Raw genomic sequence first — 26242 nt, forward strand, 5'->3', positions numbered from 1 at the left:
CCTGCTCAGCCCGCGGCGATCTGCGCGCGGGCGGTGTCGATGGTCTCGAGGATCGAGATCGTCTCGTCGAGGGTGTGCAGCGGGGACTCCGTACGACCCTCGCCGACGAAGCGTGCCAGCGCGGTGGCCTCCCACGCCAGGGCGGCGAAGCCCCGGAGCGGTGTCGGGTCCTCCCAGTGCTGCACGGGCGAGCCGTGTGCGGCGGCCGAGATGGTGAAGGTCGCGGGGTTGTAGAAGGGTCCGGCGAAGTCGATGGTGCCGGCGGTTCCGGCGATCGACGCGGTCGTGGGCGTCCGGGCGGCGATGGTCGTGTGGAGCAGCGCCTGCGCCTGGTCCGCGTACTCCAGCACGAGGGAGCCGGAGGCGTCGACGCCGGACTCGGTCATCGCCCCGCGCGCCGTGACCCGCGTCGGAGCGCCGAGCACCGTGGACGCGAACTGCACCGCGTAGATGCCGAGGTCGAGCAGGGCGCCGCCCCCGAGCTCGGGACGGAACAGCCGGTGGTCCGGGCCGAAGGGGATCGCCTGGCCGTGGTCGGCGAGGACGCTGCGGACCTCGCCCAGGGCGCCGTCGGCGAGCAGGGTGCGGAGGACGGACGCCTGGGGGAGGTACCGGCTCCACATCCCCTCCATCGCGAGGACCCCGGCGGCGCGGGCGGCGTCGGCGACCTGGCGAGCCTCGGCGGCCGTGACGGTGAACGGCTTCTCGACGAGGACGTGCTTGCCGGCGGCGATCGCTGCGAGCGCGGTCGAGGCGTGGTCGCTCTGCGGCGTCGCGATGTACACGACGTCGACGTCGGGGCGTGCGAGCAGCTCGTCGACGCTGCCGAGGGCGGTCTCGATCCCGTGCTCGGTGGCGAACGCGGTCGCGCGGTCGAGCGAGCGCGAGGCCACCGCGACCAGGCGCTGCGCGGTGTGGGACCGGATCGCGGTGGCGAACTCGCCCGCGATCCACCCGGGGCCGACGATGCCCCATCGCAGGACGGGCTCGCCCGAGCCGGTGGTGAAGAGGTCGGGTTCTGGCAGGACCGTGGGGATCATCGTGCTCCAGTGCTCGCGTTGCCGTGGATCTCCGACGAGTGGTGGCAATCTCGTTTGGCACGAGATAACATCGCCGTCGTCGTCAGGTTAGCACGAGCCAAATCCGATCACCGATGATCGGGTTCCGACCGGACGACGTGGACACGACCCAAGGAGGAGTCGCATGTCGACACGGCTGCCGGCCCACCCGTTCACCACCGCCACCCCGACCCAGAACGTCAGCGCTTGGTACCTGACCGCGCTCGGACTCGCCCAGTTCGGCATCTACGTGGCGATCCTGTCGCCGGTCTTCGTGAGCATGCAGCTCAAGGCGCAGGCGCTCGACCCCGCTGATCCGGCGTCCGTCATCGGCGTCGCGCTCCCGCTCGGCTCCCTCGGCGCGATCATCGGCAACCCGCTGTTCGGCGCGCTCAGCGACCGGACGCGCACGCGCTGGGGTCGCCGCCGGCCGTGGCTGCTCGCGGGCATCCTGGTGCTGCTCGGCGGGCTCACGATGGTCGCGTTCTCCCCGAACGTCGGCGCGCTGACCGTCGCGTGGCTCATCTGTCAGCTCGGGTCGAACGCCGCGTTCTCGGCGATGATGGCGAGCTGGGCGGACAACGTCCCCGAGCTGCAGCGCGGCCGTGCCGCGAGCGTCATCGGCTTCGCCCAGAACGTCGCGATCCTGGCAGGCACCTACGCGGCGGTGCTGCTCGTGCAGAACCTGCCGCTGCTGTTCATCCTGCCCGGTGTCCTCGGGGTGCTCTGCGTCGTCGTGTACGTCTTCGTCACGCCCGACCGCCTCCCCGAGACCCGTCCGAAGCCGTTCTCGTGGCTGACCATCCTGCGGACGTTCTGGACGAACCCGATCAAGCACCCCGACTACGGCATGGCCTGGTGGTCCCGCTTCCTCATCACGCTCGCGACGTTCCTGTTCACGACGTTCCGCCTGTTCTACATGGAAGACCACATCGGACTCACCACGGCGCGGGCCACGTCGGCGATCGCACTCGGCGTGCTGCTGTACACGATCGCGCTGCTCGTGGGGACGGTGTTCTCCGGCTGGGCGTCGGACCGGCTGCGACGCCGGAAGGTGTTCGTCGCGGGCTCCACGGTGCTGTTCGGGGTCGGCCTCGTCGTCCTCGTCTTCGCGAACGACATCGCGCACTTCTACGCCGCCGAGGTCGTCATGGGCTTCGCCTACGGCATCTACGTCGCCGTCGACAGCGCGCTGGTCGTCGACGTCCTGCCCGAACCGGACAAGCCCGGCAAGGACCTCGGAGTGATGAACATCGCGAACTCGCTCCCGCAGTCGATCGCACCCGGCCTCGGGGCACTGCTCCTCGGGGTGGGCGCCGGCGACAACTACGAGGTGCTGCTGTGGGTCGCCGGGATCGTCGCGCTCGTCGGCGCGGCCGTGGTCCTGCCCATCCGCAGCGTGCGCTGAGTCCAGCGGGACCTCGTCAGGGACGGGAGGCGCGGTGCGGGCCCGCCCCCCGCCTCCCGTCCGTCAGACGCTCGCGGCAGGACCCGTCGACTCGCGCACCACGAACCCGGTGGGCGTCGCGACGCGACGGCGCGCGCCGCCGTCGCCGTCGGTCCGGTCCACGACGGCCGAGAGCGCCGCGTCCACGGTCGCCTCGACGTCCTGGTGCACCGAGGTCAGCCGGTGGTAGCTGAGCGACGCGAGGTAGCTGTCGTCGAACCCGACCACCGACACCCGGCCGGGGACCTCGACGCCCTGCTGGGCGAACACGGCGAGGAGCCCGGTGGCGCACTGGTCGCCGCAGCAGACGACGGCGGTCGGCAACGACTCGCGCGCGACGAGCGAGCGGGCGGCCGCGGCACCGCCCTCCTCGCTGAAGCCGGACGGGACGACGTCGACCTCGTCGTCGAGGCCGCAGGCCGCCATCGCGCCGCGGTAGGCGGTGGCGCGGTCCCGGCCGACCAGTCCGTCCTCGCCGCCGACGTAGGCGATCCGGCGGTGGCCGAGGCCGACCAGGTGCTCGACGGCCGCGCGGAGTCCGCCGGCCTCGTCGACGTGCACGTTGTCGGCGTACGGCGCGTCCGTCCACTCGCCGAGCAGGACGACGGGCACCAGGCGGCTCGCGTCCTCGAGCGCGGTCGTGCCGGGGTCCGGGTTGAACACGACGAGCGCCTCGACGCGCTCGCCGAGCAGGTCGGCCACGATCTCGTCCGTCGAGCGGTCCGCACCCGCGGGGCCGAGCGCGACGCCGAACCCCTGCTCGGCTGCGCGGGCGAAGAGCCGCTCCACGAACCGGACCTGGAAGGGGTTCCGCATGCTGAACACGGCGCCGATGAGCCGGGTCCGTCCCTCACGCAGGAGGCGAGCGGAGGTGTGCGGCCGGTACCCGAGCTCGGCGGCCGCGGCGAGGATCCGTTCGCGGGACTCGGCACTCGGCCCCGGCGCTCCCCGGAGCACGAGCGACACGAGCTGCCGGGACATCCCGACGTGCTCGGCCACGTCGCGCATCGTCGGGAGGCGCCCCGTTCCGTGCGGGCGCCGCTCGGGGCCGTCGGTCTCCGTCGTCACGGTGCGATCCTCCCACGAGCCCCGGGCCGGCACGTCGCGGGGCGCGCTCGGCGTGGCACCTGCTCGTGACGCGTCACGACGAGGTCCGGACCGGTGACGGGTCGCAGCCGTCCGGAGGGGGAGGCGTGACGGTCCCGATGCCGTCGGGGACGAACCGGCGAGCGGTGTTCACACCGTCCCGGTCGTGTCCGTCGTCGCGCCGGCCGCAGCGGCGCTCTCGCTCGCGGCGATGCTCCCGAGCAGCCGGACGCGCTCATCGCTGGGTGATCCGGGCACGGTCGTGTACCCGTACATCGTCCATCCCGGGCTGTCCGGCAGCTGCATCGCTTCGAAGGCCACCTCGACGTCGCCGACCTCGGGATGGTGCAGTCGCTTCGTGCCGGATCGGTGGAAGTGGACGTCGTGCGCGGCCCAGCGGCGGCGGAAGTCGTCGCTGCGCGTGACGAGCTCGCCGATGAGGTCCGTCAGGTCACGATCGTGCGGGTTCTTGCCGGCATGGCTGCGCATCGAGGCGACGAGGCTCGAAGCGCCCTGCTCCCAGTCGACGTAGAAGTTCCGCGACGCCGGGTTCAGGAACGTGAAGCGGGCGTTGTTGCCCTGGTTCGCGGGGTCGTCGAGGAGTGGGGAGAGCAGCGCGCGGCCGAGTGCGTTCGTCGCGACGACGTCGGTGCGGCGGTCCTGGACGATGGTCGGCGTGCCGGTGATCGTGTCGAGGAAGCGCTGCAGGCTCGGGCGGACGACGTGGTCGGTCGACTTCGGCGTGCGTCGTCGCACCGGGACGGGGGAGTCCCCACGGGCGAGGTCGAGCAGGTGGTCGGTCTCGGCCTCGTCGAGCTGCAGTGCGCGGGCCAGGGCGTCGAGGACCTCGGCGGAGACCCCGGCCAGGTGGCCACGCTCCATCTTCGCGTAGTAGTCGGAGCTGACGCCGGCGAGCATCGCCAGCTCTTCACGTCGGAGCCCGGGCACACGTCGACGGCCGCCACCGATGATGCCTGCGCGCTCCGGCGTGATCCGAGCACGCCGACTCTGCAGGAAGTCGCTGATCTCGGTGCTGTGCCGGGAGCCGTCACTCGCGGGGCCGTGGTGCTGGTCCATCCCACCACGCTACGCGCCTGCGACGGTGGGAAGGAGGGACCGCTGGTACAGGGAAAGCCCGTCACTGCCGCCCGACGGCGCAGCGCGATGGACTGTCGTCCATGACCGCCGCCCCCGACACCGCACCCACCGCGACAGCACGACCCGCGTCCCCACGCGTGGTGCACCGGACAGTCGTCCTCGCCATCGTCCTCGTCAGCTACTTCATGATCGTCCTCGACAACTCGATCATCTTCACCGGGCTGCCCGAGATCCAACGCGGGATGGACCTGTCGCCGACGGCGCTGTCGTGGGTGCAGAACGCGTACACGCTCGTCGTCGGCGGCCTGCTGCTGCTCGGGGCCCGGGCCGGTGACCTCCTCGGACGCCAGCGGGTGTTCGTCGTCGGACTCGCGCTGTTCGGGCTCGCGTCGTTGCTCGTCGGGACGGCGCAGAACGAGGCGTGGATCATCGCCGCCCGGGCGTTCCAGGGCATCGGCGCGGCGGTCGTCGCGCCGTCGTCGCTGTCGCTCATCACCTCGACGTTCCCGGCCGGACCGGAGCGGACCCGAGCCGTCTCGCTCTACGGCACCACCGCCGGAGTGGGCGCGAGCCTGGGCATGGTGGTCGGGGGAGCGCTCGCCGGGTTGGTCTCGTGGCGTGCCGGGTTCTTCATCAACGTCCCGATCGCCGTGGTGATGATCGTCCTCGCCGTCCGGTACCTCCCGCAGGTCGCGCCGACGCGCGGACGCTTCGACCTGCTCGGCGCGATCACGTCCACCCTGGGCATGGGCGCACTCGTGTACGGCATCGTGAACGGCGGCGACCGCGGGTGGGGAGCGACGGCGACCCTCGTGCCGATCGTCGTCGGCGTGGTCGTCCTCGCGGTGTTCGTGCTCGATGAGTGGCGCGCGGTCCACCCGATCATGCCGCTCCGCCTCTTCGCCGACGCCGGCCGATCCGGTGCGGCGATCGCCCGACTGCTGTTCGCCGGGACCGGCATCGCGTTCTTCTTCTTCACGACGCAGTTCCTGCAGGGTGTGTACGGCTGGACCGCGCTCCAGGCAGGCGTCGCGTTCCTCCCGATGACGCTCCTGCAGTTCGCCGTCTCGCTGTTCGTCCCCCGCCTCACCCGCAGGTTCGGCAACGCGGTCCTGGTCGCGGTCGGGATCGCCGTCGTCCTGGTCGCGGTGCTCTGGCTCAGTCGGATCACGCCGGACGTCGGCTACCTCGCCGGGTTCGCCGGCCCGCTCGTGCTCTTCGGCATCGGGCAGGGACTCTGCTTCGGGCCGCTGACCGCAGCCGGGATCGCGGGCGCTCCGGCCGAGGACGCCGGCGCTGCCTCCGGCCTGGTCAACACGGCACACCAGCTGGGTTCCACGCTCGGCGTCGCGGTCCTCACCGCGGTCGGTGCCGGTGCAGCGAGTCTCTCCGGCCGGGTGTCGGACGCCTACACCGGCGGCTCGGTCATGCTCGCGATCGCACTCGTCGCGACGCTCGTGCTCGTGCTGCCGTCGGACCTCCGTGCGCGTCGTCGGGCGGGGAGCCGTCCCTGACCACGTCGGAGATCACGAGACCGGGTCGCCGGTCGGTGGCTCCTCCGACCGTGCGGGTGCACCGGGCAGCGCCCGCTCCGGCAGCCAGATCGTGAACGTCGACCCGGTGCCGGCGCGACTGGTCAGCCGGAGACGGCCCTCGTGGCTCTCGACGATCTGTCGTGCGATCGACAGCCCGAGCCCGGTCCCCGTCGAACGATGCGTCTCGTCGGCACTCCGGAAGAACCGGTCGAACACGCGGGCACGTTCGTCCTCGGCGATGCCGGGTCCCTCGTCACGCACCGCGATCCAGGCCCAGCCGCGGTTGCTCCCGACGCCGATGGTGATGGTCGAACCGGTCGGCGCGAGCCGGACCGCGTTCGACAACAGGTTGCCGAGAGCCCGGGCGAGCGCATCCGGGTCGGCGAAGACGACGGGGCCACCGTTGATGCGCTCGTGCACGGCGAGGTCACGTCGGTCCGCCAGCACGCGGTACTCGGAGGCCACGGCCCGTGCGAGCTCGGCGACGTCGACGTCCCGGTCGGTGAACGCCTCGGAGCGTGCGCGCGCGGTGGCGAGGAGGTCCTCGAGCAGTCGGATCATCCGGTGCGTCGACTGCAGCACCACCGTCGCAGCGGCGCGGCGTTCCTCCGGCGTCGCATCGTCGTCGGCGAGGACGGCCTCGACGTTCGACTGCACGACCGCCACCGGGTTGCGGAGCTCGTGCGAAACGTCCTCGACGAGCATCCGTTCCGCGCGGAACGCACTGTCGAGCCGATCGAGCATGCCGTCGATGGTGTCCGCGAGCGTGTGCAGTTCGTCCGGAGGGCCCGATGCGTCGATGCGTCGGGACAGGTCCGTCGCGGTGATCTCCTGCGTCGCCTTGGCGATGGCGTCGACCGGGCGGAGCGCTCGCCCCGCGACCCACCACCCGATCACGAGGCTCAGCGCGAACATCACGACCAGGGCGACGATCGAGTACGTCTGCAGCGACTGCAGCGACGCGTAGTTGACCGCCCGCTGCACCGTCTCGAGGTCGGCGACCTGGAACTGCTCGCCGGGCTTGTAGACGATGGTGCCGTCGGCGGTCTTGTAGAACTTCTTGATCGTCACCGGGTTGAGGGGCGCGGCGCTGACCGTGCTCGAGAGCGCGACGTAGACCGCGGCGAGTGCTGCGGCCGTGATGCCGAAGAGGACCGCGCTGTAGGTCAGGGTGAGCCGCATCCGGATGGTGCGCGCCCAGGTCGGGAGTCGGAGGAAGCGTCGGCCGCCGAACTCGCGACGCGCACGATCGAGCGCGGTCACGACGCTGAGCCGACCGCCGGCGACCCCAGGACCTCGTGCTCGACCGGAGGCGTGAGGTCGCGCAGCCGGTAGCCGCGGCCGACGACGGTCTCGATCGCCGGGTCTTCGTCGTCGACGGTGAGCTTCCGGCGGAGCGTCCCGACGGTGACCCGGACGGTCTGCGTGAACGGGTCGGCGTTCTCGTCCCAGACGTGCTCGAGGAGTTCCTCGGCGGGGACGACGTACCCGATCCGACCCAGCAGGTAGCGCAGGACGCCGAACTCCTTCAGCGTGAGCGCGAGCTCGCGGTCGCCGCGTCGGGCGAGTTGCCGGGCGGTGTCGAGGACGACGGGGCCGTCGACGAGCACCGACGACGCCGCCTCGCCGGCGCGGCGGGTGAGCGCGCGCATCCGCGCCGTCAGCTCGACGAGCGCGAAGGGCTTGACCAGGTAGTCGTCGGCGCCGAGGTCGAGGCCTCGCACCCGGTCCCGGAGCTGTCCGCGGGCGGTGAGCATGAGGATGCGCGGGCCGACGTCGGTGACGTCGGTCGGGCCTCCGGGCTCGTGACCGGAGGGGGAGGACGGACCGGCGACGAGCCGGCCGGAGCGGATGTCGTCGGCGAGGTCGAACCCGGTGCCGTCGGGCAGGTTGACGTCGAGCAGGACGATGTCGTACTCGGTCACCGCGAGCTTCTCGCGAGCGTCGGCCAGCCGCAGCGCGGTGTCGACGGCGTAGCCCTCCCGCTGGAGGGCGACACGGAGTGCACTGACCAGTCCGGCCTCGTCCTCCACCAGCAGCACCCGCATGGAGAGAACCTAACCGCGCGTGCTGCGTGGCAACAGGGACTGCCGGAACACCCTTTTCGGTCGGGTTTCGCTCCGGCTTCCCGTCGTTTTCGCCCCTCCGAGCTGGAGTGGGGACACCCGAACGACAGGAGGACACCCCATGACCGACGCAGCACATGCAGCACCGTTCCCGTCCGCAGCAGCCGTCCTCGAACGCGCGCTCTTCGAGGTGAAGCACGTCATCGTCGGACAGGACGCGATGGTCGAGCGCATGATGATCGGCCTGCTCGCCCGCGGCCACGTCCTGCTCGAGGGCGTGCCGGGTGTCGCGAAGACCCTGGCCGTCCGCACCCTCGCGACCGTCGTGGGTGGGGACTTCGTCCGCCTGCAGTTCACCCCGGACCTGATGCCGTCGGACATCGTCGGCACCCGGGTCTGGCGACCGTCCACCGAGACGTTCGACGTCGAACGGGGTCCCGTCTTCGCGAACCTGGTCCTCGCCGACGAGATCAACCGTGCCCCCGCGAAGGTGCAGTCGGCGCTCCTCGAGGCGATGGCGGAACAGCAGGTCTCCATCGGTGGGCAGACGCACCGGCTGCCCGATCCGTTCCTGGTGCTCGCGACGCAGAACCCGATCGAGAACGACGGCGTCTACCAGCTCCCGGAGGCGCAGCGCGACCGGTTCCTGCTCAAGGTCGACGTGGACCACGCCGACGAACTCGAGGAACTCACCATCGTGCAGCGGATGAGCGCCGTGCGGCCCGTCGCGCAGCAGATCCTGACGATCGACGAGGTCCGCCGGCTGCAGGTGGAGGCGGAGCAGGTCTTCGTGCACCACGCCGTTGCGCTGTACGCGGTGCAGCTCGTGATGGCCACCCGGCACCCGCACCGGTACGGCATCCACACCCTCGACGGCGTCCTCGAGTACGGCGTCAGCGCTCGTGGATCACTCGGACTCGTCGCCGCGGCGCGGGCGCTCGCACTCCTGCGCGGGCGGGACTACGTCCTTCCCGGCGACGTCGCGGACGTCGCCTCGGACGTCCTCGCGCACCGTCTCGTCCTCGCCTTCGACGCCGTCGCCGACGGTGTCGACCCCCGGACCGCGGTCGACACCGTGCTGCAGGTCGTGCCGCAGCCCCGCGTCGCGACAGCCGGGGACCCGAACGCGGTCGCGGCGGGTGACGGAACGCAGTACCCCCCAGCTGCGCAGCCCCCCGCCGCGGCCGCTCCCGCCACCGACCGCGCGGCGGCGCGGTCGGACGACGGCGGCCGCCGATGACCGAGGAGCTCGCGTTCCGGCGCCTCGACCTCACCGTCCGACGGCGCATCGACGGTGCGTTCCAGGGCGACCACCCGGGCCTCACGATCGGCACCGGCAGCGACGCCGAGGAACTCGTCCGGTACCAGCCGGGCCACGACGTCCGCCGGATCGACTGGAACGCCAGCGCCCGCGCCGGTGAGCCCTACGTCTGGCTCACCCGAGCCGAGCACGCGCTCGAGACCTGGGTCCTCGTCGACCGGACCCCCAGCATGGCCTTCGGCACCACCACCCGCGAGAAGGCCGACGTCGCCACCTGGGTCGCCGCGGCCGTCGGACTGCTCACGCGGGGCGGCGGCGACCGGGTCGGCGTCGGCCTCGTCGGACGGGACGGGGTCCGATGGCAGGCTCCCGGCCCCGGACGGATCGCCGCGCGGCGGATGCTCCGCGCCCCGGACCACGACCGCGACGGCGTCTCCGCCACCGACCTCGCCGCGGCGCTCACCCGGCTCGCCGCACAGGCGCCCCGACGTGGCCTCCGCGTCGTCGTCTCCGACCTCCTCGACCCCACGGGGGAGCCGTCCGGGCCGTTCGGCTGGGAAGGACCGCTCCGGAAGCTCGCCGCCCGGCACGACGTCATCGTCGTCGAGACCGTCGACCCGAGGGAACTCGAACTCCCGGACGTCGGTGACGTGCTGCTCACGGATCCCGAATCCGGTGCCCAGCGCGAGGTCTCCACCTCCGATCGCCGCATCCGCGACGCGTACGCCGCAGGCGCCGCCGCGCACCGGGAGGCGACCGCGGCGGCCGTCCGCAGCGCCGGCGCCGACCACCTCGTGCTCCGCACCGACGACGACCTCGCCCGGGTCCTCACCCGCTTCGTCCACCGTCGGCACCGCACCCCCACCCGACCAGCCCGGAGGACCCGATGACCTTCACCACCCCGTGGTTGCTGCTCGCACTGATCCCGGTCGCCGCGCTCGCGATCGCGTACGTCCTCGTGCAACGCCGCCGCCAGCGCTACGCCGTCCGGTTCGCCACGCTGCCGATGCTCGACAAGCTCGTGCCGAAGCGCCCTCGCTGGCGTCGGCACCTGCCCGCCGCGCTCGTCCTGCTCGGGCTGGGGAGCCTCGGCGTCGCCGCCGCGCAACCCCAGCTCGACATCCGCGTCCCCTACGAACGCGCGACCGTCATCGTCGCGATCGACACCTCGGGGTCGATGCAGGCCGACGACGTGCGACCGAACCGCCTCGAGGCGGCGAAGTCCGCCGCCGAGCAGTTCGTCGCCGAGATGCCCGAGACCTTCAACGTCGGCGCGATCAGCTTCGCCGGCGGTGCCGAGGTGATCGCACCGGCGACCGAGGACCACGAAGCGGTCCGCGACGCGATCGCCGCGCTGGACGACGGAGGCGGCGGGACCGCGATCGGCGAAGCCGTGCTCGAGGCCGTCGACGAGGTCGACCGGATCAGTGCCGACGGAGCGGCCGCAGGACCGTCGCCGACCCCGTCCGCCGGCGACGAGGCCGAGCGCGTCCCCGCGCGACTCGTGCTGCTCTCCGACGGTGCGAACACCGCCGGCCGGGACCCCTCCGCAGCAGCACAGGCCGCCCGCGAGGCCGGACTGCCCGTCTCCACCATCGCTTACGGCACCGCCGACGGCGTCGCCGACCTCTGGGGTGGACAGCAGGCGGTGCCCGTCGACGAGACCACGCTCCGGCAACTCGCCGACGACACCGACGGTCGGTTCTACCGCGCCGAGAGCACCGACGAGCTCCGCAACGTCTACCAGGACATCGGATCCTCCATCGGTTGGCACGTCGAACCCGTCGACATCACGCCGTACCTGGCGCTGCTCGGCCTGCTCCTCGCCGTCGTCGCCGGCGCGTTCTCCCTCCGCTGGTCCTCCCGCATCATCTGACCGACAAGGACAGGCCATGACCAACCAGCCAGACGGCATCGGACGGCCCCGCGGGCCGCAGACCTGGATCGCCGGGTCACCCGACGTGCCACAGGACGGACGGGAGGCGCGCCGCACCCCCGCACCGCGCCTCCCGTCCTCCTTCCCCGCCATCCCGGAGCCGCAGCCGGCCCCCGCCGACGCGACCGGATCCGGCGAGCTGCGCCCGCAGCGACGGTGGCGGTCCGCCGGGATCCTCGTCGCCGCGATCGCGCTCGGCGGAGCCGCCGGGACCACCGGCGCCCTCCTCGTCGCCCCGGACGCGACCAGCGCGCCGACCGTGCTGCGACAGACGCAGCAGGCGCCGTCCGCGACCTCGACGCAGGGCGATGCCGAGGCCGCTGCGCAGCGGATGCTCCGCAGCGTGGTCCAGGTGCGGACGACCTCAGGGTCGGGATCAGGGTTCGTGATCGACGATGCCGGTCACGTCATGACGAACCACCACGTGATCGACGGCGCCGAACGCGTGTCGCTCGTGCTGCCCGACGGCAGCGCGGTCCCCGGCCGGGTCCTCGGCGGCGACGAGGACAGCGACATCGCCGTCGTCGAAGCCCAGGGCCTCGCCGTCCCGGCGGTCGAGCTCGGCGTCAGTGACGACCTCCGCATCGGCCAGCAGGTCATCGCCGTCGGATCGCCGCTCGGACTCAACGGCACCGTCACGTCCGGCATCGTGAGCGCACTCGACCGCACCTCGCAACGGTCGACGCAGCCGCTCCTGCAGACCGACGCCTCCATCAACCCGGGCAACTCCGGCGGGCCACTCGTCGACCTCGACGGCCGCGTCATCGGCGTGAACAGCTCGATCGCGACCCTCGGCTACAGCTCCGGGAACATCGGCATCGGCTTCGCGATCCCGATCGACGACGCCGCGCGGATCGCGACGGAGATCATCAACGGGTGACCGCAGGGTCCCGGTCGGTGTCGCCGACAGCGGTGGAGGTGCCGTCAGCCGACCGGAGCCGGGGGGACGGTCAGCCGCATGACGGTCTTGCTCGTGCCGATGTGGCGCTCGAACGTGAAGCCCGCCTGCTCGAACATCGCCCTCGTGCCGTTGTGCAGGAAGGACGACGAGGTCCGCTTGCCGCTGCCGTCCCGGGTGCCGAGTTCCACGTCGTCCCTGCGGCGGGGCACCTTCCGCACCTGGAGGCACCCGCGGCCACGTGGGCGGTCCTCGACCCCTTCCTCGCCGCGCACTGAACACCGCGTGGGGCGTTCACCGGCCGCTCGGCCGCTCGGCCGCTCGGCCGCTCAGCGGCGCGGGTGGACGCGCCGCCGAGCGGCGATGCGTCACTTCGAGCTGGGGCGGCCGGGGATGTGGCTGAGGATCGACTTCGAGAACCCGCCGTCGACGCAGATGTCCTGGCCCGTGACGTAGCCGGCGAGCGGCGACACGAGGAACTCGATGACGTTGGCGATGTCGAGGGGATCGCCGATCCGATGCAGCGGGATGATCGCTTCCCGCGCTGCCTTCACGTCCGGGTCCAGGTACATCTTCTCGGTCATCGCGGTCCGGGTCATGCCGGGGGACACCACGTTCACGCGGACGCCGTCGGGCGCCCACTCGAGGGCGAACGTCTGCGCCATCAGGGTCAACGCCGCCTTCGTCGGGCTGTACGGTCCGGAGCCGGCGTGGGGGAGCTGTCCGGACATCGACGAGGTGAAGCACGCGGCGCCACCGCTGGCTTGGAGGTGCGCGAAGCTCGCCTTCGCCAGGAGCCACGCGCCGCGGAGGTTGACCGCGAACATCTCGTCCCAGTCCTCGAGGCTGACGTCGTTCAGGGGTGCGGGGTTCGCGACGCCGGCGTTCGCGACGAGGGCGTCCAGGCCACCGAACGCCTCCACGGTGTCGCCGACGAGCCGGCTCGGGACCGCAGGGTCACCGAGGTTCCCGGTCAGGGCGATGGCGGTGCCGCCCATGCCGCGGATGGTCCCGACGACCTCCTGCTGACGATCGTTGGCCTCGTGCCCGGCGACGGCGATCATCGCCTGCTCGCCCCGGGCCAACGCAGCCTCTGCGAGTCGCACGCTCGCCGCTGCGCCGATGCCGCTGCTTCCGCCGGTGACCAGTGCTCTCATTGCCGTTCTCCTTCGTGGTGTGTGTGTCGGGGATCGTGGGCGGCGTTCAGGCCGCGACGTCCCAGCCGGTGGTGCGCAGTTCGGTCATCGCCTTGTCGAACTCCAGCACGGGGTTCTCCTCGCGGATGACCTCGAGCACGACGTTCTCGGTACCGATCGTCGAGTCGACCGCAGCGCCGAGCGCTCGCCAGTCGATGATCCCGGTGCCGATGGGGTCGTGTCCCCAGGTCTCCAGGCCGGTGTCGGAGACGTGCATCAGCGCGATGGAGTCGGCGTGCGCGAGGAGACCGGCGACCGGGTCCTCCTCGATGAACGCGGCGTTCGCGGCGTCGTACACGATGCGGAGCGCATCGTCGTCAACGGTGCTGACGATCCGGGCGAGGTCGCCGATCGTCGGGGCGAAGCAGTACGGCGTGTTCTCGAAGAGGAGCCGCTGTCCGCTCCGGCGAGCGATCGGGAGGAGTTCCTCGAGGCTCTCGTACATCCAGCCGTGGACCTGGTCGACCGTCGGCGAGATCATGGGCCGCCGTGTGCCCGGGGAGATGACGACGTCCCGGGCACCCCACTCCGCGGCCAGGTCGATCACGGAGGCGATGTGCTCGATGCTATTGCGCCGCATGCTCGCCGCGGGGCTCGCGAGGTTCAGGTCGTACCCGCCGGCGTTGAGCGACCGGATGGACGCCCCCGCCTGGTCGAGACGAGCGCGCGTCGACGCCCGTTCGGCGGCGTCGATCTCCTCCGGCCAGCAGTGCGGAGAGCTGATCGGGATCTCGAACGTCGTGTAGCCGTGGTCGATCAGTTGGGAGATCGCATCGGTGGCCGTCGCGGACCAGAGGTAGGAGAAGGTGTTGATGATCATGTGGGACTTCCGTTCGGTTCTGTGCCGCTGTCGTTCCGGGTCCTCGTCGGGCTAGACCTGCGAGGACTCGTTCTGCACGTCCGTCGTGTCGGCGGTCGTCTTCGCGGACTTGTCCTCGACGACGGCGATGCTGTCCGTCACGGAGACGGTTGCCTGCGGGTTCCGGCTGCCGGTCTCGGGGAGGGTGAAGTACACGACGAGGCAGATCGCGACGATGACGATCATGTAGACGGCGACGAGCATCGGGTGACCGGAGCCGACGAACGCTGCCGCGATGAGCGGTGCGGTGCCGCCGAAGACCGCGATGACGATCTGGTGCGCGAACCCGATGCCGGAGACGCGGACGGCCGCCGGGAAGAGCTCGGCCTGGATGGTGGGGTAGACGGCCTGCCAGATGCCGAGGACCACCCATCCGGAGGCGGCCACCAGGATGTAGACGCCGAAGCCGGGCTGGTTCAGGAGCAGCAGGAGCGGGTAGAAGAGGACGACCATGCCGATCGCGCCGATGATCGGGAAGATCTTCCGGCGACCGAGACGGTCCGACAGGTAGCCGGTGAGCGGGACGGTGATCACGAGCAGGACCAGGCCGATGACGCTGCCGGCGAGGGTCTGCGACAGGTCCCGACCGGAGGTCAGGTTGGCGTAGGTCGGCAGGAACGTCGCCCACGTGTAGTAGGCCACAGCGGGGGCGGACAGCGCGGCCGTCTGGATGATCGCCTTGGGGTGGTTGCGCAGCAGCTCGAGGAGCTTCTTCGGTGCGGACTTCTGGTCGACCGCGGCACTGGCCTCGAACTCCGGGGATTCGTCGGATCGGGCTCGCATGATGAGACCGATGACGCCGATGAGCCCGCCGAAGATGAACGGGATCCGCCATCCGTACGACGCGAGCGCGTCGGGGGCGAACGCTGAGGTGACGATCGCAGCGGCGCCGGTCGCGGCGAGGGTGGCGAGGCCGCTGGCGAGGTTCGTGAGGGACCCGAAGAGGCCGCGTCGCTTCGCCGGCGCGTGCTCGACGAGGTACGCGATGGCGCTCTGCCCCTCGCTGCCCGCGGAGATGCCCTGGAGGATGCGGGCGACGACGAACATGATCGGGGCGAGGACGCCCACGGTCGCGTACGGCGGCGTCAGCCCGATGATCAGGGCGCCGAGCGCCATTCCCGAGATGCCGAGTGCCATGATGCGTCGTCGTCCGTACCGGTCAGCGATCGGCGAGATGATGATGCCGCTGAGCGGGCGGACGACGAAGCCGATCGCGTAGGTGAGGAACGCGGCGATGAGTGACGCGAAGGCGGAGTGCGACGGGAAGATCTGCGCGGAGAAGATCGCGGCGAGCAGGCCGTAGACGTACCAGTCGTACCACTCGACGAAGTGGCCGACGGTGCCGGCGACGAGGTTCTTCGTGCGGCCCTTGTGCGCGAGGGGATCGGTGCTGTCCGGAGCGGACGGGTCCGGCGTGGAGTGCGAGGTCGTCATTGAACTCTCCTGTTCGAGTGGTCGTCGTGCGTTCGGGGCACGCCGAGGTTCGACGCGAGGGCGCGCCGGAGAAGGGGACCTCCACGGGCGGGAGGACGCGGGGGTCGGGAGGTGCGGTGCGGGTTCGGTCTACGCGCTGACGGATTCCGAGGTGAGGTACGCGTAGGACGGCCAGGTGGCGGCGATCTCGTCGGCCGCCGCGATGACGGCCGGTGCGAGGTCGGCCAGACGGGCCCGGGTCATGCGCACGGACGGGCCGGCGATGCTGATCGTGCCCGTGGCGGGACGGTCACGCCCGGCGCCGAAGATGGGGGCGGCCACGGCACTGATGCCCGGGTCCATCTCCTCGTAGGTGGTGGCGTACCCGCGGTGTCGCACCGACGCGAGCTCCTCGGCGAGTGCCTCGGGGTCGACGACGGTCCGCGGGGTCTGCGGGGTGAGGTGGTGCTGGTCGATGACCCGCTGCACCTCGTCCGGGGTGAGCGTGGCGAGCCAGGCCTTGCCGGAAGCGGTCGCGTGCGGCACGGCGTCCCGGCCCATGACCGGGTCGAGCCGGAGGGAGGAGTTCGACCCCTGCGCCTTCGCGATCCACTGCAGCGAGTCGGAGGACGCGACCGCGAGGCGGACGAGCTCCTCGCTGGTGGTGGCGAGCGCGTCGAGTTCGCGCTGTGCCCACGTGTCGATGCCGGACGCCGAGAGTTGCAGGAGTCCGAGGGCACCGAGGCGGTGCGTCGCCGAGTAGGCCGAGGTCTTCGGGTTCTGGGCGACGTAGCCGGCCGCGACGAGGGCGGCGAGCAGACGGTGCGCGATCGCCTTGTTGAGACCGAGGCTGGTCGCGACCTGGCTGACGCCGAGGCCGTCGGCTTCGGGTGCGAGCAGGTGCAGCACCTTCATGCCGTTGGTGACATCGTCCTGGAGCGCCATTGCTTCTCCTCGTCATCGGGGTCTGTAACAGCGTTACTCGGTAACGCTGTTACAGACCATCGCACGGCCCTCGGGGCCTGTCAAGCGCTCGTCTGGATCACGAGGCGCTCGAGGTCCTCGGCGGCCTGCGCCGCGTCGACGTTGCGGATCGTGGCGTGGTGTGCCCCGTCCCAGGTGCAGGCGCGTTCACCGAACCGCGCCCAGTACGCGTCCCAGTCCGCGAGCTTCGCGCGGTCCCGATCGAGCCCCCGCTCCTGGAGTCGGGCCCGGACGATCTCGGCCGAGGCGCGGACGTGGACGACGTGGACGTTCGTGGCGGGCCAGCCGGCAGCGACCGTCGACCGTGACAGGAACGCCGGATCGTCGAGGTAGGCGACGAACGGTGCATCGAGCACCACCGAGTGGCCGAGCGCCAGGTTGTCGGCGGCCACCGCGAACAGTGTCCGGTACTCGAGCGGCATGATCCGCTCGACGTACGTCGGGTTCGACTCGCGATCCGTGGGGTCGTGTCCGAGTGCCTCGAGGGCCGCCTGGACCAGGGCGCCGGACATCGTGTCCTTGTCGAGGTACACGGCTCCGGTCATCCGGCTGAGCTGTTTCGACACGGTGCTCTTGCCGGACCCCGCGCCTCCGAGCGTGATGAACGCGCTGGGCAGCGCCCCCGTCACCTCCGTGCCCGCTCGATCGCCTCGACGAACTCCGCAGCAGCCGCGGTGATCTTCGTGGTGTCGCCTTCGGGGCCGCCGGCCTTCGTGATCGCACTGCCGACGCCGACGGCCGTGACCCCGGCGGCGAACCACTCGCCGACGTTCGCGGTCGTCACGCCGCCGGCCGGCACCATCGGGATCTGCGCGAGCGGGGCGAGCATGGCCTTGACGTACGGGATCCCGCCGGCCTCGGTCGGGAAGATCTTCACCATGTCCGAACCGGCTTCGGCCGTGTCGAGCACCTCGGTGGGCGTGTAGGCGCCGCTGATCGTCGCGACCTGGTAGCGGTTCGCGACCCGGATCATGGCCGGGTTGAGGTTCGGGCTGACGAGGAACCGTGCGCCGGCCTGGATGCTCGCCCACGCCGCGTGCTCGTCCAGGACGGTGCCGGCGCCGAACACGACGTCGCGGTCGGCGAAGCGTTCCGAGAGCCGTTCGATGACCCGCAGTGCTCCGGGGATCGAGAGCGTGATCTCGAGGGCGCGGATGCCGCCCTCGACCGCGGCCGAAGCGGCGTCGAAGGCCTTGTCGGCGGTGTCGAGGCGGACGATGAGCACGTTGCCGGAGTCGCGGATGGTGTTGAGGACGTCGAGTTTCTGAGGCATGGGTCAAGTGGATACACCACTTTTCGGACGCCGTCGACTCAGCGGACTCCCAGCCTTGACACGATTTCGACCCGCGTGGCACGATCACTGCAATCGATCTCAGCAATCGATCTCAGAAATGCTCCGCAACGACGAGGAAGTCACGTGACCAGCGAACCCGCATCCAGCGAACCCGACCGCACCCGTGTCGTCGTCCTGGGCGCTTCGCACTGGCACACGCCGCTGTACCGCGACGCCGTGCTGCGTCGGCACGACGTGCTCGCCGTCCAGGACGCCCAGCCCGCCGCCGTCGCCGACGGTGCCGCCTGGGACGCCCCGATCGTCGCCGCGGTCGACGAGGCGCTCGCGTTCCCGGACATCGATCTGGCCTACGTCCTCAGCCCGCACGACGAGGTCGCGGCCGTCTGCCGGACGCTCGTCGACCGCGGGATCCCGTTCGCCGTGGAGAAGCCGCTCGGCGTGGACCTGGCGGAACTCCGCTCCGTCGTGGCCGCCGCACACGCCGCCGACGTCCCGGCCACGGTCGCGCTGGTGCAGCGCGGCGGGCCGGTCGATGCCTGGCTCCGCAAGGCCGGTCGGATCAGCTACGAGCGCGCGTCGTTCATCGCCGGTCCGCCGAGCCGGTACCGCCACGGCGGGAGCCCCTGGATGCTCGACCCGACGCGCGCCGGCGGCGGAGCGCTCGTCAACCTCGGGCCGCACTTCGTCGACCTCGCGCTCCAGCACCTCGGTCCGGCGGCGGTCAGCCTCCGATCGCGCAGTCACGCGCTGCACGGCGAGACCGTCGAGGACCACGCCACACTGGTGCTCACGACCGACGCCGGCGCCGAGGCCGTCATCGAGGTCGGCTACGCCTTCCCGGACGCGCCAGCCAAGCGCTACTGCAGTTTCACCGCCGCCGGCACGGACGGGTTCGTCTCGATCGACACGGACGGGACGGCGCGGTTCACCGGGACCGACGGTGTCACCGAGCAGACCGTGATCGACGTCGACAGCGACCCGCTCTACACGCGGTTCGTCGACGCGGTCGCCGATGCGCTCGCCGACGGGTTCCGTGGCATGCCCACGCTCGACGACCTGGAGGACACGATGGCCCGCATCTGGCACCTCGGCGGAACCGAGGGAGTGCAGCGATGACCGACGCGAGCATCGACGACGTCGCCGCGGCGGCGGGTGTCCACCGTTCGACCGTCTCCCGCGCGTTCTCGAACCCGACCGCCGTCCGGGCGCAGACCCGCGAACACGTGCTCCGGGTCGCTGCAGAGCTCGGGTACTCCACGAACCCGCTCGCCCAAGCGCTCCGCCGCCGGTCCAGCACACTCGTGCCGCTGGTCATCCCGGACATCACCAACCCCTTCTTCGCCGAGCTCGCGCGGGCGACGGCCGCGGCGGCGGAACAGCGCGGCTACCAGCTCGTCCTCTGCGTCACCGAGAACGACGGCAGCTCCACGGCCGGGTACGTCACCGCGATGCAGGCGATGTACTCACCGTTCGGCATCGTCGCTCCGTCCACCCGCGTCGACCTCGAGGCGTTGCGGACCTACGGTTCGGGGAACCGCGTCGTCGTGCTCGACCGGGTGGAGGACGACCCGACGGTGCCGACCGTGACGGTGGACAGCCGCCGGGGTGTCGAGCTCGCGTTCGAGCACCTCGCGCTGCTCGGGCACCGTGCCATCGCGTACGCCCCGGGCATCGTCGGCACCTACACGGCGCAGGACCGTCACGAGGCGTACGAGGAGATCGCGGCAGGACACGGCGTCGCGCCGCTCGTGCTCGGTGCCCCGGACGGCGTCGAACTCGGCCGCGGCATCGTCGATCACTGGCTCGCCGAGCCGGTCCGCGCCACCGCGATCATCGCGTCGAACGACGTCATCGCGTTCGCCGTGATCGCCGAGCTCGAAGCGCGCGGTCACCGCGTGCCGGACGAGGTGTCCGTCGTCGGGTTCGACGGGCTCGACCTCGGCGCGCACGTGGCGCCCCGGCTCACCAGTGTCCGACAGCCCATCGGGGACCTCGGGCGCATCGCGGTCGACCTCGGCGAGAGCCTCCTCGACGGCGGTCCCGTCCGACACGAGGTGCTCCCACCGTCCCTGCTCATCCGATCCTCGACCTCAGGACCCCGATCATGACCGACTCCCGGACGCTGCCGGGCCTGCGCTGGGTTGACCACACCGCGTTCACCGTCCCCGACCTCGAGGCAGCGATCGCCTTCTTCACCGGCGTGCTCGGCGCCGAGGAGCTCTACCGTTCCACCCGGGGACCGGACGCGGCGTTCATGCCGCTGCACTTCGGTGTGCCCGCGGACGCGCGTCTCGAGCTGGCCATGCTCCGTCTGCCGCCGAACCTCAACATCGAGTTGTTCCAGTGGTGGAGCGACGACCGGTCCGCGGTGTTCCCCCGTGCGAGCGACGCCGGCGGTCACCACCTCTGCTTCGTGGTCGAGGACGTCGACGCCGTCGTCGAGGCCATCGCGGAGCACCCGAGCGTCGAGGTGCTCGGACACCGCAAGGAGGTCGGGGGTGACAGCCCCGCGGTCGCCGGGAACCGCTGGGTGTACGCGCGGACCGACTGGGGACTCATCCTCGAGTTCGTCGACCGCTCACGGGTGCAGGACCCTCCACGCCTGGTCGGACCAGCCGACTGGACGAAGCCGACCACCACGACCACGAAGGACCTCCCATGAAGATCGCCGGCCACACGCTCGGCACGCCCGACCAGACCGTTCCCGAAGCACTCCGGCTGTTCCGCCGCGCCGGCCTGGACGCCGCCGAGGTCATCTACCAGGACGACTACCGGAGCGGCCTGCCGGTCCGTGACGCGGCTGCCGCGGCCGAGGCGGCCCGGGTCGCGGACGGGGAGGGGATCCCGATCGTCGGGCTCACCCCGTACACGACCGCGATCAACGCCACCGACGAGCGCGTCCGCAGCGCCGCGGTGGACGAACTGCGATCGGCGATCGACACCGCGCAGGCGATCGGTGCGAACCGTGTGCGCGTGTACTCCGGAGCGTGGCAGCCGGACCAGCAGGACCACGCGGCGCACTGGTCGCAGCTCGTCCGCTCCTTCCAGGACCTCGCCGGCCCGGCGGCCGATGCCGGTGTCGTGCTCTGCGCCGAGAACCACTTCGGCACGATGACCCAGACCGCCCGGGACACGGCCGCCCTCGTCCGCGCGGTCGGCTCGCCCGCCGTCCGGGTCCTCTACGACCAGGCGAACCTCACCTTCACCCACGACGAGGACGTCGACGCGGCGTTCGCCGTGCAGGGGGACCTCATCGGCCACGTGCACGTCAAGGACCTCGTCTTCAAGGACCCGGACGCTCCGTTCGTCGCCTCGGAGACGGCCCGGGTGCACGCCGAGGAGCGCGCCGTCACGTCGCGCGTCGTCGGCGACGGTTCGCTCGCCTGGTCGCGGATCCTCCGACGCCTGCGCGAGGTCGGCTACGACGACGTGCTCTCCCTCGAGTACGAGTACCGGTGGCACCCGCAGGACCTCGACGACCCGGAGACCGGGTTCCGGCGGGGCGCCGACCACCTGCGGAACCTCCTGCTCCAGCTCGAGCTGCACGGGGCCGACCAGGGCGCCGGGGTCCGCTCGTGAGCGCGCTCCGCATCGGCGTGGTCGGTGCTGGCAACATCGCCAGCATCGCGCAGCTGCCGACCCTCGTGCAGCGTGACGACGTCGAGCTGCGCGCGCTGGTGTCGCGGCGCGACGACCCGAGCGCCCTGCAGCGGCGGTGGGGGTTCGGCGCGGTGTACCGCAGTGTCGACGCGATGCTCGCGGCCGAGACGCTCGACGCGGTCTTCGTCCTCACCCCGCGCTCCGAGCACGTCGCCGCGGTGGAGAGCGCGCTCCGTGCCGGTGTCGACGTGTTCTGCGAGAAGCCCCTCGCCACCTCCGCCGCCGACTCGGTCCGCCTCGCCGAACTCGCCGACGAGCACGGGCGGGTCCTCATGGTCGGGCTCAACCGGCGCTTCGCCCCGGTCTACGTCACCGCGCGCGAGGCGTTCGGCGAGTCGGGCGCGTCGTTCTGCGTCGCGCAGAAGAACCGCGCCGGCTCGGAGTACCGGGCGACCTTCGAGAACGCCATCCACATGGTGGACCTGCTCCGGTGGTTCTGCGGCGGGGACGTCGTCGACGTGACGGCGGCGGCTGCCGGGACGGACCGGTGGGAGGAGGACGGCACCGCGGCACTCGTCCGGTTCTCGACCGGGAACACCGGCATCCTCGTGGCGGCTCGTGCAGCCGGCGCCTGGGGCGAGAAGCTCGACGCGTACGGGCAGATGCGCTCCGCCGAGGTCATCGCGCCCGACTCCGTCGCGGTGACCGTCGACGGCGTCCGGACGGTGCGTTCGATGAGTCCCGAGGCGTTCGGCTGGGCGACGGCGACCGAGAGCTTCGGCTTCGCCGACGCCGTCCGCCACTTCCTCGACCGCGTCCGCGACCGGCAGCAACCCCTCACCTCCGGGTGGGAAGCAGTGAAGACCCAACAACTCCTCGATCGGATCCTCGCCGCGGCAGCGCTGCCGACCGAGGAACAGGAAGGACGCACATGGTCCAGCAGAGCGAAGCAGTAGCAGCGACGGCGGACCGCCAGATCGCGCTCGTCACCGGCTCGAGCGGTGGGATCGGTGCCGCCGTGGTCACCGCGCTCCGTGCTCGCGGCGACCTCGTCGTCGGAGCAGACCGCGCCCCGCTCGACGGCCAGCCCATCGACGGGTTCCTCGAGCTCGACGTCACCGACGAGCAGCGCACCGCGGACGTCGTCCGACAGGTCGTCGCCGAGCACGGCCGCATCGACGTCCTCGTGCACGCCGCGGGCGTGCTCGGCGGGACCCCGGACCCACTCGTGACGACGACCGAGGAGTTCGAGCACATCATGCGCATCAACGCCACCGGGACGTTCACCATCACGCGCGAAGTCGCGAACACGATGCGCGACGCCGGGACCGCCGGGACCATCCTGCTGCTGTCGTCGGTGGCCGCGAAGGAAGCGCGGGTGGACTACCTGCCCTACAACGCCAGCAAGATCGCGGTGCTCCACATCATGTGGTCGATGGCGAAGATCCTCGGCCCGGCGGGCATCTCGGTCAACGCCGTCAACCCCGGACCGGTGAACACCCCGCTCTGGTCGCAGCTCGCCGACCAGTCGGGGTCCGCGCAGGCCGCTCGCGACGCCCGCGCCGCCCAGCTGCCGATGCAGCGGTTCGCCGAGCCCGACGAGGTCGCGAGCGCCATCACCTTCCTCACCGACCGGGCGAACCGGTACGTCACGGGGGTCTCCCTGGACGTCGCCGGCGGTGCGCACCTGGGCATCGGGTCCTAGGAGAGCGACCCCGGTGGGGGCCCGCTGGGTGTGGGACCTCCACCGTCGGGCCGACGCCCCCGCGTCGGCCGTGCCGCCGTCGAACGCGCGCACATCCGGGACGGGAGGCGCGGGGGGGGCCCGCACCGCGCCTCCCGTCCGTCACGGGCGCCGGTCGAACCGCGCACCGATGCGGATCCGGCTCGATCGCCGGTCAGCGACCGCGTCAGCGCCCGCCGGCCGACACCGGCGCCCACCCGAGCGCCGGCCCGAGCCGCTCCGCCATGTCCGTGATGATCTGCGCGTAGTCCTCCGCCTCGAACGAGAACGGCAGCGCGAAGGCGACCTCCGTGGCCACCTGGTACCCGGCGTCCGCGCGCAGCCGATCAGCGATCTCGGCCGACGTCCCGACCAGGTCGGCGGCGAAGAGCAGCTTCCCCGGCCCCATCGGCACCCCGACGCGACCCGACCGACCCTCGACGTAGGCGCGGTACCGGGCCTCTTGTTCCGGTGTCGCGGTGTCGGTGGGGATCACGACGAGACCCTGCGAGACACGGGCGGTCGCCGGCGACGGGTGCGCCTCCAGGTAGGCGTCGACCTGGGCGCGCTGGTTCGTCGCGAAGTCCGTGCCGATCTCGCTCCGCGTCACGCTCGAGGTGAGCAGGTGGAAGCCGTTCTGCGCCGCCCACACCGCTGACCGCGTACTGCCCGTGCCGTACCAGAGGCGGTCGGCGAGGCCCGGGCTCTGCGGCTGCACGGTCGTGGCGAACTCCTCGATGCCGCGCTGCTCGGCGACCTCGACGACCGGGTCGCCCCGGACGAGGTCACGGAAGCGCAGGAGTCGGGCGTCGCCGAAGTCCTCCTGCTCGGCGGTGTCCGGGTACAGCGCGTCCCGGTAGAGGTCGTAGTGCATCGGGGTGCCGGAGGAGAAACCGGGGTTGAGACGACCGCCGAGGAGCACGTCGACCGTCGCCAGGTCCTCGGCGAGCCGGAACGGGTTCTCGGCGCCGATCGGCGTGACGGCCGTCCCGAGCGCGATCCGGGAGGTCCGCTGTGAGACGGCGGCCATCAGTGCGACGGGGGAGGAGATGCCGTGCTGCACGTGCCGGTGCCGCAACCACGCGCTGTCGAAGCCCAGGGCCTCGGCGCGCTCGATGACCCGGAGGGTCTCCTCGTGACCGAGTCGGGGCCGTGCCGGGTCGAACGACCCGATGGTCAGGAAGCCGAGGCGTTCGAGGGGACGTCCGTCGAGAGGCATGCGTCGATCGTGGCAGACGGACCGACGGAACATCGTGGCAGACGGACCGACGCAAACCGGACTCCCAGGCGAACACGCATGTTCCGCCCCTAGTGTCGCGCCAAGCGCAAACGCGTGAACTCACTCGCATTGGTTGAAGGACCGATCCGTACCGGAAGGCGGTCCTCATGACCACCACTCCGCTCGCACCGGGTTACACCCGCACCCGTCCCGCAACAGGTCCCCGCAAGGGCACCTCGACCTACTCCGCGCTGCTGGCGCAGGTGAAGGACAACGGCCTCCTGCGCCGCCGCACCGGTTTCTACTGGTCCCTGTTCGGAACCCTCATCGGCACCCTCGCCCTCGCCTGGGTCGCGTTCGCGTTCCTCGGCGACTCGTGGTTCCAGCTCATCGTCGCCGGAGCCCTCGGCGTCCTCTTCACGCAGTTCGCGTTCCTCTCGCACGAGGCCGCGCACCGCCAGGTCTTCGCCTCGCAGAAGTGGAACGACCACGCCGGCCGCTGGCTCGGCACGTTCATGGTGGGCCTCAGCTACTCGTGGTGGATGAACAAGCACACCCGCCACCACGGCAACCCGAACACCGTCGGCAAGGACCCGGACATCGCGCCGGACGGCATCCGCTTCCTGCCGGAGGACGCCGCGTCGGTGAAGGGCCCGCTCATGACGACGTTCATGCGCTTCCAGGGCTGGCTGTTCTTCCCCCTCCTCACGCTCGAGGGCCTGAACCTGCACCGCTACGCCGTGATGAGCATCGTCACGGGCAACGGCACGAAGGCCGACGTGAAGCACCGCTGGCTCGAGGCCGGCCTGCTCGTCGCCCGCTTCGGCATCTACCTGACGATCGTGTTCTGGTTCCTGCCCTTCGGCATGGCCTGCGCGTTCCTCGGGGTCCAGCTCGCTGTCTTCGGTGTGATGATGGGCGCCTCGTTCGCCCCGAACCACAAGGGCATGCCGACCATCGCGCACGACGCCAAGGTCGACTTCTTCTCGCGCCAGGTCCGCACCTCCCGCAACATCCGCGGTGGCTGGTGGGTCTCGTTCCTCATGGGCGGCCTGAACTACCAGGTGGAGCACCACCTGTTCCCGTCGATGCCGCGTCCGGCGCTGAAGCAGGCCCGCCTGCTCGTCCGCGACCACTGCGACACGCTCGACGTGCCCTACACCGAGACCACCCTGCTGCGCTCGTACGGCATCGTCGTCCGGTACCTCAACCGGGTCGGGCTCGCTGCTCGTGACCCGTTCGCCTGCCCGATGGTCGCGCAACTGCGCATCCACTGAGAGGGGTGGCTCTGATGCCCACCGGAACCGTCAAGTGGTTCGACAACAACAAGGGTTTCGGCTTCATCACCCCGGACGACGGGTCCGACGATCTGTTCGCCCACTTCTCCAGCATCGTCGCGTCGACGGGCCTGCGCTCGCTCGAGGACACCGACCACGTCCGCTACGTGGTCGGCCCCGGCAAGAAGGGTCCGCAGGCCGACGAGATCTCCGTGATCCGCGGCTGACGTCACCAGGTGACGGACGGGAGGCGCGGGGGGCCCGGGGGCCGCCCCCCCCCCCCGGGGGAGGG

27 protein-coding genes are annotated in these 26242 nt (G+C 71.4%); 14 read left to right on the top strand and 13 right to left on the bottom strand.

Features of this window, described 5'->3' with window-relative positions; translation table 11 throughout:
- Positions 1–5: 5 nt before the first annotated feature.
- Positions 6–1040 carry a Gfo/Idh/MocA family protein gene (locus tag WFH25_RS12530; RefSeq protein WP_336697906.1) on the bottom strand — a complete coding sequence of 345 codons (1035 nt, stop codon included), beginning with the start codon at positions 1038–1040 and terminating at the stop codon, positions 6–8.
- A gap of 163 nt (positions 1041–1203) precedes the next feature.
- Between WFH25_RS12530 and WFH25_RS12535 the strand changes: the two genes are divergently transcribed.
- Positions 1204–2466 (top strand): MFS transporter, encoded by a 1263-nt coding sequence (locus WFH25_RS12535; protein ID WP_336697907.1) that lies wholly within the window; start codon positions 1204–1206, stop codon positions 2464–2466.
- A gap of 63 nt (positions 2467–2529) precedes the next feature.
- On the opposite strand, the gene WFH25_RS12540 is transcribed toward WFH25_RS12535, so the two are convergent.
- Both WFH25_RS12540 and WFH25_RS12545 read right to left on the bottom strand, forming a co-directional pair.
- The gene (locus WFH25_RS12540) at positions 2530–3573 is read right to left on the bottom strand and encodes a LacI family DNA-binding transcriptional regulator (protein WP_336697908.1); all 1044 of its coding nucleotides are present in this window, start codon (positions 3571–3573) and stop codon (positions 2530–2532) included.
- 168 nt (positions 3574–3741) lie between these two features.
- The gene (locus tag WFH25_RS12545) at positions 3742–4668 is read right to left on the bottom strand and encodes a helix-turn-helix domain-containing protein (protein WP_217647208.1); all 927 of its coding nucleotides are present in this window, start codon (positions 4666–4668) and stop codon (positions 3742–3744) included.
- A gap of 161 nt (positions 4669–4829) precedes the next feature.
- Between WFH25_RS12545 and WFH25_RS12550 the strand changes: the two genes are divergently transcribed.
- On the top strand, positions 4830–6203 hold the full coding sequence (locus WFH25_RS12550) for an MFS transporter (RefSeq protein ID WP_336697910.1): 1374 nt from the start codon (positions 4830–4832) through the stop codon (positions 6201–6203).
- A gap of 12 nt (positions 6204–6215) precedes the next feature.
- Here WFH25_RS12550 and WFH25_RS12555 read toward each other — a convergent pair whose 3' ends face one another.
- Together WFH25_RS12555 and WFH25_RS12560 are read right to left on the bottom strand one after the other, a co-directional pair.
- Positions 6216–7487, bottom strand: coding sequence for a sensor histidine kinase (locus WFH25_RS12555; protein ID WP_336697911.1), 1272 nt, complete (start codon positions 7485–7487; stop codon positions 6216–6218).
- Positions 7484–8272, bottom strand: a complete 789-nt coding sequence (locus WFH25_RS12560) for a response regulator transcription factor (RefSeq protein WP_092383886.1) — start codon at positions 8270–8272, stop codon at positions 7484–7486. The genes WFH25_RS12555 and WFH25_RS12560 overlap by 4 nt, the downstream gene beginning before the upstream one ends.
- A gap of 139 nt (positions 8273–8411) precedes the next feature.
- Between WFH25_RS12560 and WFH25_RS12565 the strand changes: the two genes are divergently transcribed.
- The 4 genes from WFH25_RS12565 to WFH25_RS12580 are packed head-to-tail and all read left to right on the top strand — an operon-like array spanning position 8412 to position 12367.
- Positions 8412–9530, top strand: coding sequence for an AAA family ATPase (locus WFH25_RS12565; protein WP_336697912.1), 1119 nt, complete (start codon positions 8412–8414; stop codon positions 9528–9530).
- A complete protein-coding gene (locus WFH25_RS12570; protein WP_336697914.1) occupies positions 9527–10441 on the top strand; it encodes a DUF58 domain-containing protein in 915 nt (304 codons plus the stop codon). Before WFH25_RS12565 ends, WFH25_RS12570 begins: the two co-directional genes overlap by 4 nt.
- Complete coding sequence (locus WFH25_RS12575) at positions 10438–11427, top strand: VWA domain-containing protein (protein WP_336697915.1); 990 nt, start codon at positions 10438–10440, stop codon at positions 11425–11427. Before WFH25_RS12570 ends, WFH25_RS12575 begins: the two co-directional genes overlap by 4 nt.
- Before the next feature lie 16 nt (positions 11428–11443).
- Positions 11444–12367, top strand: a complete 924-nt coding sequence (locus WFH25_RS12580; RefSeq protein WP_336697916.1) for a S1C family serine protease — start codon at positions 11444–11446, stop codon at positions 12365–12367.
- 44 nt (positions 12368–12411) lie between these two features.
- Here WFH25_RS12580 and WFH25_RS12585 read toward each other — a convergent pair whose 3' ends face one another.
- From WFH25_RS12585 to WFH25_RS12615, 7 genes are all read right to left on the bottom strand, one after another.
- Positions 12412–12597 carry a hypothetical protein gene (locus tag WFH25_RS12585; RefSeq protein WP_336697918.1) on the bottom strand — a complete coding sequence of 62 codons (186 nt, stop codon included), beginning with the start codon at positions 12595–12597 and terminating at the stop codon, positions 12412–12414.
- Positions 12598–12753: 156 nt separating this feature from the next.
- Positions 12754–13542 (bottom strand): SDR family NAD(P)-dependent oxidoreductase, encoded by a 789-nt coding sequence (locus tag WFH25_RS12590; protein WP_336697919.1) that lies wholly within the window; start codon positions 13540–13542, stop codon positions 12754–12756.
- Positions 13543–13588: 46 nt separating this feature from the next.
- A complete protein-coding gene (locus WFH25_RS12595; RefSeq protein WP_336697920.1) occupies positions 13589–14401 on the bottom strand; it encodes a sugar phosphate isomerase/epimerase family protein in 813 nt (270 codons plus the stop codon).
- A 51-nt stretch (positions 14402–14452) separates the two neighbouring features.
- Positions 14453–15874, bottom strand: a complete 1422-nt coding sequence (locus tag WFH25_RS12600; protein ID WP_336697922.1) for an MFS transporter — start codon at positions 15872–15874, stop codon at positions 14453–14455.
- Between the two features lie 129 nt (positions 15875–16003).
- On the bottom strand, positions 16004–16798 hold the full coding sequence (locus WFH25_RS12605; protein WP_309779109.1) for an IclR family transcriptional regulator: 795 nt from the start codon (positions 16796–16798) through the stop codon (positions 16004–16006).
- An 80-nt stretch (positions 16799–16878) separates the two neighbouring features.
- The gene (locus WFH25_RS12610) at positions 16879–17466 is read right to left on the bottom strand and encodes an AAA family ATPase (RefSeq protein ID WP_336697923.1); all 588 of its coding nucleotides are present in this window, start codon (positions 17464–17466) and stop codon (positions 16879–16881) included.
- A complete protein-coding gene (locus WFH25_RS12615; RefSeq protein ID WP_309779111.1) occupies positions 17463–18110 on the bottom strand; it encodes a bifunctional 4-hydroxy-2-oxoglutarate aldolase/2-dehydro-3-deoxy-phosphogluconate aldolase in 648 nt (215 codons plus the stop codon). The genes WFH25_RS12610 and WFH25_RS12615 overlap by 4 nt, the downstream gene beginning before the upstream one ends.
- A 144-nt stretch (positions 18111–18254) precedes the next feature.
- Here WFH25_RS12615 and WFH25_RS12620 point away from each other — a divergent pair, with 144 nt between their 5' ends.
- The 6 genes from WFH25_RS12620 to WFH25_RS12645 are packed head-to-tail and all read left to right on the top strand — an operon-like array spanning position 18255 to position 23436.
- Positions 18255–19247, top strand: a complete 993-nt coding sequence (locus WFH25_RS12620; protein ID WP_336697924.1) for a Gfo/Idh/MocA family protein — start codon at positions 18255–18257, stop codon at positions 19245–19247.
- A complete protein-coding gene (locus WFH25_RS12625; RefSeq protein WP_336697926.1) occupies positions 19244–20239 on the top strand; it encodes a LacI family DNA-binding transcriptional regulator in 996 nt (331 codons plus the stop codon). Before WFH25_RS12620 ends, WFH25_RS12625 begins: the two co-directional genes overlap by 4 nt.
- Complete coding sequence (locus tag WFH25_RS12630; RefSeq protein ID WP_336697927.1) at positions 20236–20793, top strand: VOC family protein; 558 nt, start codon at positions 20236–20238, stop codon at positions 20791–20793. Before WFH25_RS12625 ends, WFH25_RS12630 begins: the two co-directional genes overlap by 4 nt.
- Complete coding sequence (locus WFH25_RS12635) at positions 20790–21710, top strand: sugar phosphate isomerase/epimerase family protein (RefSeq protein WP_336697929.1); 921 nt, start codon at positions 20790–20792, stop codon at positions 21708–21710. Before WFH25_RS12630 ends, WFH25_RS12635 begins: the two co-directional genes overlap by 4 nt.
- Positions 21707–22687 carry a Gfo/Idh/MocA family protein gene (locus tag WFH25_RS12640; protein ID WP_336697931.1) on the top strand — a complete coding sequence of 327 codons (981 nt, stop codon included), beginning with the start codon at positions 21707–21709 and terminating at the stop codon, positions 22685–22687. The genes WFH25_RS12635 and WFH25_RS12640 overlap by 4 nt, the downstream gene beginning before the upstream one ends.
- Positions 22663–23436, top strand: coding sequence for an SDR family NAD(P)-dependent oxidoreductase (locus tag WFH25_RS12645; protein ID WP_336697932.1), 774 nt, complete (start codon positions 22663–22665; stop codon positions 23434–23436). Before WFH25_RS12640 ends, WFH25_RS12645 begins: the two co-directional genes overlap by 25 nt.
- A 205-nt stretch (positions 23437–23641) precedes the next feature.
- Here the strand turns inward: WFH25_RS12645 and WFH25_RS12650 are convergent, their stop codons facing one another.
- Positions 23642–24673, bottom strand: coding sequence for an LLM class flavin-dependent oxidoreductase (locus tag WFH25_RS12650; protein ID WP_336697933.1), 1032 nt, complete (start codon positions 24671–24673; stop codon positions 23642–23644).
- 167 nt (positions 24674–24840) lie between these two features.
- Here WFH25_RS12650 and WFH25_RS12655 point away from each other — a divergent pair, with 167 nt between their 5' ends.
- Together WFH25_RS12655 and WFH25_RS12660 are read left to right on the top strand one after the other, a co-directional pair.
- Positions 24841–25950 carry a fatty acid desaturase family protein gene (locus tag WFH25_RS12655; RefSeq protein ID WP_070416482.1) on the top strand — a complete coding sequence of 370 codons (1110 nt, stop codon included), beginning with the start codon at positions 24841–24843 and terminating at the stop codon, positions 25948–25950.
- 14 nt (positions 25951–25964) lie between these two features.
- Entirely contained in the window at positions 25965–26177 is a 213-nt protein-coding gene (locus WFH25_RS12660) for a cold-shock protein (RefSeq protein WP_070419121.1), read from the top strand.
- Positions 26178–26242: the final 65 nt, after the last annotated feature.

The organism is Curtobacterium sp. USHLN213 (assembly GCF_037144815.1).
Taxonomy (GTDB): Bacteria; Actinomycetota; Actinomycetes; order Actinomycetales; family Microbacteriaceae; genus Curtobacterium.

Excerpts from the sequence above, each read along its gene's own strand:
- WFH25_RS12530 (WP_336697906.1), bottom strand. The coding sequence starts at position 1,040 with ATGATCCCCACGGTCCTGCCAGAACCCGACCTCTTCACCACCGGCTCG.
- WFH25_RS12535 (WP_336697907.1), top strand. The coding sequence starts at position 1,204 with ATGTCGACACGGCTGCCGGCCCACCCGTTCACCACCGCCACCCCGACC.
- WFH25_RS12545 (WP_217647208.1), bottom strand. The coding sequence starts at position 4,668 with ATGGACCAGCACCACGGCCCCGCGAGTGACGGCTCCCGGCACAGCACC.
- WFH25_RS12560 (WP_092383886.1), bottom strand. The coding sequence starts at position 8,272 with ATGCGGGTGCTGCTGGTGGAGGACGAGGCCGGACTGGTCAGTGCACTC.
- WFH25_RS12565 (WP_336697912.1), top strand. The coding sequence starts at position 8,412 with ATGACCGACGCAGCACATGCAGCACCGTTCCCGTCCGCAGCAGCCGTC.
- WFH25_RS12570 (WP_336697914.1), top strand. The coding sequence starts at position 9,527 with ATGACCGAGGAGCTCGCGTTCCGGCGCCTCGACCTCACCGTCCGACGG.
- WFH25_RS12575 (WP_336697915.1), top strand. The coding sequence starts at position 10,438 with ATGACCTTCACCACCCCGTGGTTGCTGCTCGCACTGATCCCGGTCGCC.
- WFH25_RS12580 (WP_336697916.1), top strand. The coding sequence starts at position 11,444 with ATGACCAACCAGCCAGACGGCATCGGACGGCCCCGCGGGCCGCAGACC.
- WFH25_RS12590 (WP_336697919.1), bottom strand. The coding sequence starts at position 13,542 with ATGAGAGCACTGGTCACCGGCGGAAGCAGCGGCATCGGCGCAGCGGCG.
- WFH25_RS12595 (WP_336697920.1), bottom strand. The coding sequence starts at position 14,401 with ATGATCATCAACACCTTCTCCTACCTCTGGTCCGCGACGGCCACCGAT.
- WFH25_RS12600 (WP_336697922.1), bottom strand. The coding sequence starts at position 15,874 with ATGACGACCTCGCACTCCACGCCGGACCCGTCCGCTCCGGACAGCACC.
- WFH25_RS12605 (WP_309779109.1), bottom strand. The coding sequence starts at position 16,798 with ATGGCGCTCCAGGACGATGTCACCAACGGCATGAAGGTGCTGCACCTG.
- WFH25_RS12615 (WP_309779111.1), bottom strand. The coding sequence starts at position 18,110 with ATGCCTCAGAAACTCGACGTCCTCAACACCATCCGCGACTCCGGCAAC.
- WFH25_RS12625 (WP_336697926.1), top strand. The coding sequence starts at position 19,244 with ATGACCGACGCGAGCATCGACGACGTCGCCGCGGCGGCGGGTGTCCAC.
- WFH25_RS12630 (WP_336697927.1), top strand. The coding sequence starts at position 20,236 with ATGACCGACTCCCGGACGCTGCCGGGCCTGCGCTGGGTTGACCACACC.
- WFH25_RS12635 (WP_336697929.1), top strand. The coding sequence starts at position 20,790 with ATGAAGATCGCCGGCCACACGCTCGGCACGCCCGACCAGACCGTTCCC.
- WFH25_RS12645 (WP_336697932.1), top strand. The coding sequence starts at position 22,663 with ATGGTCCAGCAGAGCGAAGCAGTAGCAGCGACGGCGGACCGCCAGATC.
- WFH25_RS12650 (WP_336697933.1), bottom strand. The coding sequence starts at position 24,673 with ATGCCTCTCGACGGACGTCCCCTCGAACGCCTCGGCTTCCTGACCATC.
- WFH25_RS12655 (WP_070416482.1), top strand. The coding sequence starts at position 24,841 with ATGACCACCACTCCGCTCGCACCGGGTTACACCCGCACCCGTCCCGCA.
- WFH25_RS12660 (WP_070419121.1), top strand. The coding sequence starts at position 25,965 with ATGCCCACCGGAACCGTCAAGTGGTTCGACAACAACAAGGGTTTCGGC.